Here is a 5,309-nt window from a genome sequence, read left to right as displayed (position 1 = left end):
TGGAGGCGAGCGCGGCAAGGGTCATCGCGGGACTCCTTTCTCGGAGACAGGGGTGGTTGTTGGTGAGTGCTGCTCGGATCGGACGCATGCAAGTCCAACGCGTGATCCTGTGAACACTCTGGAAGCGAGCACCGGACAATGACGCTCCGCCCGCGGGGAAGCCCGCTCCCCCCGGAGCGGACGGGGCCGGGAAACGCCGTCATCGCGCGGCGAATGCGGGAGGCACGAGGGCCGGCGGCGCTCGATGGCGTGCATGCGAGCGGGCGCGACACGCCCAGTGCGACGAGTGGTGCGCTCCTCGCACCCGCGGCTGCGAGAACGACGAGCTCCGCCGACCGGCCCTCTCCGCGCCGTCGGCGGTCGTCAGCCCTGCGTGCGCAGGAGTCCCAGGCGGTCGAGTCGTCGGGCGATCTCGTCGAGATCCTCCTCGGACTCGGCCTCGATCGTATGGGTGTGCCACCCGTTGGTCAGTTCGGCCAGGGAGGAGGAGTCGCTCAGACGGGCGAGGAAGGCCTGAAGGTCGTTGCGGTCCCGGATGATCAGGTCCGCGGTGATCTGGCCGTAGAGACGGTGCTCGACGGAGACGTCGATGACGGCGCCCCCGGCGTCGAGGACCGTGGAGAGCTCGAGGGGGATCTGCTCGCGCGTGTGCTGGACGAGGAGCGGGCGTCGCGGCCGCGTCGCGGGGCGCGCCAGGAGGTAACCCCGATTGGTGGCGTGGATCGAGTGGCCCGAGGCACGCAGCAGGGCGACGTCGCCCACGATGATTTGACGGGATACGCCCAGCGCCTCGCCCAGCCCGGCGGCGGGCAGGGGCACGGTGGTGTTGTTCAGCCTGTCGAGGATCGCGATGCGGCGGTCGGCGGCGTCCACGGTCGGCCCTCCTGGTCCCGAAGCGTTCGTGTGCGACGTGCCCCACCGTAACGCGTTCCCCGGACGGGGAGCCGGGGGGCGCCTCCGGCGGGTGCCGACACGCCGGTGCTATCCGGGTCGCCGGCGTGTCCTGCGGACCTTGTCCCCAGGGTGGGGATGCGCGGAGCGAGCCGCTCGGGGAGTCCTGCGGGCCAGGGGCGCGGGTTCGTGTCACACCCCTGTAAGACCATGGTTGCGCAGATCGTGAGGCGGTCGCCGCCCTGTCGCGCGGGTGCCGGGCGACGACGTCATTGGCCCGCGTCCACAGGCCGGGCGCGGCTGTCCACAGGAAGCAGGCCTGCTGCGCACAGCGCCACGTAAGGCACATCATCTTGGGGTGCTGGCACGTCACCACCACTAGGGGTAGTGTCATACCTCGCGAGACGGGCGCGCCCGTCCGAGAATGACACGAGCGTTGTCGCACCGGGGAAGACCCTCCTCCCGAGGGGCCGGTGTCGGCGGCTCGGGTATGCGATCCATCGACCCTTCACGAGAGCCAGGAGACCGACATGGCGATCACCGTCTACTCCAAGCCCAACTGCGTGCAGTGCAGCGCCACCCGCCGTGCCCTGGACAAGGCGGGCCTGGTCTACGAGACGGTGGACATCTCGCTGGATGCCGAGGCCCTCGAGCAGGTCACGTCCCTCGGCTACGCCCAGGCCCCGGTCGTCGTGGCGGGGGAGGAGCACTGGTCCGGCTTCCGCCCGGACAAGATCAAGGCTCTTGCGCTCGCCTCTCCGAGCCTCGCAGTTCGAGGGGCGTGACCGTCTCGGAGCACCGGGACGGCCCGCTCCTGGTGTACTTCTCCTCCGCTTCGGAGAACACCCACCGTTTCGTGGGTAAGCTCGGCTACCGGTGCGCGCGCATTCCACTGCGTCGGGCGGATGGACCGCTCACCGTTGATGAGGACTACGTCCTGGTCGTGCCGACGTACGGCGGTGGCAGCGTCAAAGGGGCTGTTCCCAAGCAGGTCATTGCATTTCTCAATGATCCGCATCATCGGTCTCTGTGCCGGGGGGTGATCTCCTCGGGCAACACCAACTTCGGCGAGGCATACTGTCTGGCCGGTGATATTATCGCCAGTAAACTCGATGTACCGCTGCTGTACCGTTACGAGCTCCTGGGGACCCCCACCGACGTGGAACGCGTGAGAGAAGGATTGGATACGTTTTGGCAGAAACGATGACGGACGCCGGGCCGGAAGCCGCCCCCTCCCCTGAGCGTGATTATCACTCCCTGAATGCCGCGCTGAACCTGTATGACGAGAACGGCAGGATCCAATTCGATGCGGATCGCGAGGCGGCGCGTCAGTACTTCCTTCAGCACGTCGATCGGAATATGGTCCACTTCCGGAGCATTGAGGAGAAGCTCTCCTATCTGATTGAGGAGGGCTATTATGAGAAGTCCGTTCTCGACCGCTACTCGCCGGAGTTCGTCACGTCGGCCTTCGAAGCCGCCTACGCGCACGAATTTCGCTTCGATACCTTCCTGGGGGCTTTCAAGTACTACACGTCGTACACGCTCAAGACTTTCGACGGCGAACGCTACTTGGAGCGGTTCGAGGATCGCGTCACCATGGTGGCACTGGCCCTGGCCGACGGCGACGAGCGGCTTGCACTGGGGCTCATCGATGAGATGATGTCGGGTCGCTTCCAGCCGGCCACCCCTACTTTCCTCAACGAGGGCAAGGCGCAGCGCGGCGAGCCGGTCTCCTGCTTCCTCGTGCGCATCGAGGACAACATGGAGTCGATCGCCCGCGGTATCAACTCGGCCCTCCAGCTGTCCAAGCGCGGTGGCGGGGTGGCCCTGCTGCTGACCAACCTGCGTGAGATGGGCGCGCCTATCAAGCGCATCGAGAACCAGTCCAGTGGCGTCATCCCGGTTATGAAGCTTCTCGAGGACTCCTTCTCCTACGCCAATCAACTGGGGGCTCGTCAGGGCGCTGGTGCTGTTTATCTCCATGCACATCACCCCGATATCATGCGGTTTCTCGATACCAAACGCGAGAATGCGGATGAGAAAATTCGCATTAAGACCCTCTCACTGGGCGTCGTCATTCCTGACGTCACCTTCGAGCTGGCCCGGAACAATGAAGACATGTGTCTGTTCAGCCCGTATGACGTTGAACGCGTCTACGGGATGGCGTTCTCGGAGGTCGACGTTACTGAGAAGTATCGTGAGATGGTTGCTGACGACCGTATCAAGAAGACTCGGATCAACGCGCGCAAATTCTTCCAGACGCTCGCCGAGATCCAGTTCGAGTCCGGCTACCCGTACGTCATGTTCGAGGACACGGTCAACCGGGCCAACCCGATCGAGGGCAAGGTGGTCATGTCCAACCTCTGCTCGGAGATTCTGCAGGTCTCCGAGCCGAGCACGCTGAACGAGGACCTGTCCTTCGCTCACGTCGGCAAGGATATCTCCTGCAACCTGGGAAGCCTCAATATCGCCAAGACGATGGACTCCCCGGATTTCGCTCGGACGGTCGCGACGGCGGTGCGGGGACTGACGGCGGTCTCGGACCAGACGCATCTGCCGTCCGTGCCCTCCATCGACCGCGGCAACCGCGAGTCCCACGCGATCGGATTGGGGCAGATGAACCTTCACGGTTTCCTGGCCCGCGAGGGGATCCACTACGGGAGCGAAGAGGGCCTGGACTTCACCAACGTCTACTTCGCCTGCGTGCTGTTCGCGGCCCTGAGTGCCTCGCACGAGCTGGCTGTCGAGCGGGGGAGGTCCTTCGTCGGCTTCGAGGATTCCACGTACGCGAGCGGTGAGTTCTTCGAGAAGTACACGACTCAGGACTTCGTGCCCGTCACGGACCGCGTTCGTACGATCTTCGAGACCTCCAGTGCGCACGTGCCCACGCGGGCCGACTGGTCGGAGCTGGCCGAGAAGATCGCGAGGGACGGCATCTACAATCGCAACCTTCAGGCGGTGCCTCCGACCGGCTCGATCTCCTACATCAACCATTCGACCTCCTCGATCCATCCGATCGTCGCCAAGATCGAGATCCGCAAGGAGGGGAAGATTGGACGCGTCTACTATCCGGCGCCCTACATGACGAATGACAATCTCGAGTACTACGAGGACGCCTACGAGATCGGCCCCGAGAAGATCATCGACACTTACGCGGCGGCCACCCAGCACGTGGACCAGGGGCTGAGCCTGACCCTGTTCTTCCCGGACACCGCCACCACCCGGGACGTCAACCGTGCCCAGATTCACGCTTGGCGCAAGGGCATTAAGACGCTCTACTACATCCGCTTGCGTCAGGCCGCCCTGGAGGGCACCGAGGTGGCCGGCTGCGTGTCCTGCATGCTGTGAGCGGCGAGGGTCGGCGAGGCCCGGCGGAATCGAGGCCCGTCCCCTCGGCTACTATCCGCCGTCCTCGTTCCTCTCAGTGGTGCTCGACCTGCCTGATCTCCTCGCTCATGTCCTCGCTGAGATCGACCGCCCCGAACTCCTCGGTCAGCGGCAGCCGCAGCCGGAAGTCGGTGCCCGGGCACAGCTCGACCACGCCCCGGGTCAGTTCGAAGTCCACCAGGTGCCCGCCCCAGGTGCGGTCGTCGTCGATGATATGGGCGTGGCAGCCCGCCACTGAGATCCCCTGCTCGTACAGGGGCGTGCGGAAACCGGCCACGGTCCCCTCGAAGTCCTCATGGACCACGACCTCCTCGCCGTCGGTGGCTTCGGCCATCGGCCGGTACGGCCGGTCCTGTTTGACCACCGTGCGTGCGCTCGCCCACGCGAAGTGCCCGGTCGCCCGCAGCGCGTACATGTAGTTCGAGCTCGACACGAGGCTGTCGACGATCGCGGAGAACTCCGACCGGCTGAACGGTCCGGCTCTCCCGCCGGAGACATCGCCGACCCTGCTTCCGTCCGCCCCGCCCACCTCGTGGTGGATGGTCGGTACGAAGTTCGTCACGACGGCGTACGGCGTGCGCTCGCTCAGGTCCGGCATGCTCACCGACCCGTCGCCGCGCAGCCGGTAGCAGGCGCCGCCCAGGATCACCATCTCGCCGTCGAGCCCGTTGAAGGTGCCGATGCCGAAGGAGCCGTGGCCCAACAGCTCGGCCAGCGTCATCTCATCGTCGTAGACGCCCTGGGCCAGGGCCGTGATGAGGCTGGACTGGAAGATCTCGTGGCGGGTGACGGTGTGCGGCTGCGGAGACGTCATGGTGTCAGGGTAGGGGCCGCGGGTTCGCCGAGGAACTGCCGTGCCGGGCATGGGATCACATGGGCGAGATCATCATTCCCGGGCGGAGTGCCCAGGCGCCTCCGACCCTGAGAACCTCTTATTGTCATGTGCGTCTACGTGACGTCAACCATCGCATGAGGTGTGTTCGCGGTGGTGAACACCACGGTCGGGGGCTGGTGCGACGGGCCGGGGCAGT

Annotated in this window: 5 protein-coding genes; 3 read left to right on the top strand and 2 right to left on the bottom strand. The window is 65.4% G+C overall.

Features of this window, described 5'->3' with window-relative positions; translation table 11 throughout:
• Positions 1-363 precede the first annotated feature (363 nt).
• Positions 364-873 carry a transcription repressor NadR gene (locus HMPREF9062_RS01380; RefSeq protein WP_009409831.1) on the bottom strand — a complete coding sequence of 170 codons (510 nt, stop codon included), beginning with the start codon at positions 871-873 and terminating at the stop codon, positions 364-366.
• A gap of 548 nt (positions 874-1,421) precedes the next feature.
• On the opposite strand from HMPREF9062_RS01380, the gene nrdH reads away from it, so the two are divergent.
• Genes nrdH through nrdE form a run of 3 tightly spaced genes read left to right on the top strand, consistent with a single transcriptional unit; the run spans position 1,422 to position 4,239 of the window.
• Positions 1,422-1,676, top strand: coding sequence for a glutaredoxin-like protein NrdH (gene nrdH, locus HMPREF9062_RS01375; protein ID WP_009409830.1), 255 nt, complete (start codon positions 1,422-1,424; stop codon positions 1,674-1,676).
• Positions 1,673-2,098 (top strand): class Ib ribonucleoside-diphosphate reductase assembly flavoprotein NrdI, encoded by a 426-nt coding sequence (gene nrdI / locus HMPREF9062_RS01370; protein ID WP_009409829.1) that lies wholly within the window; start codon positions 1,673-1,675, stop codon positions 2,096-2,098. The genes nrdH and nrdI overlap by 4 nt, the downstream gene beginning before the upstream one ends.
• Entirely contained in the window at positions 2,083-4,239 is a 2,157-nt protein-coding gene (nrdE, locus tag HMPREF9062_RS01365; RefSeq protein WP_009409828.1) for a class 1b ribonucleoside-diphosphate reductase subunit alpha, read from the top strand. The genes nrdI and nrdE overlap by 16 nt, the downstream gene beginning before the upstream one ends.
• A gap of 73 nt (positions 4,240-4,312) precedes the next feature.
• On the opposite strand, the gene budA is transcribed toward nrdE, so the two are convergent.
• Positions 4,313-5,092, bottom strand: a complete 780-nt coding sequence (gene budA, locus HMPREF9062_RS01360) for an acetolactate decarboxylase (protein WP_009409827.1) — start codon at positions 5,090-5,092, stop codon at positions 4,313-4,315.
• Positions 5,093-5,309: the final 217 nt, after the last annotated feature.

Source organism: Actinomyces sp. oral taxon 448 str. F0400 (assembly GCF_000220835.1).
Classification (GTDB): domain Bacteria; phylum Actinomycetota; class Actinomycetes; order Actinomycetales; family Actinomycetaceae; genus Actinomyces.
The sequence above is the reverse complement of the archived record's forward strand: the minus strand, read 5'-3'. Positions and strand labels throughout refer to the sequence as shown.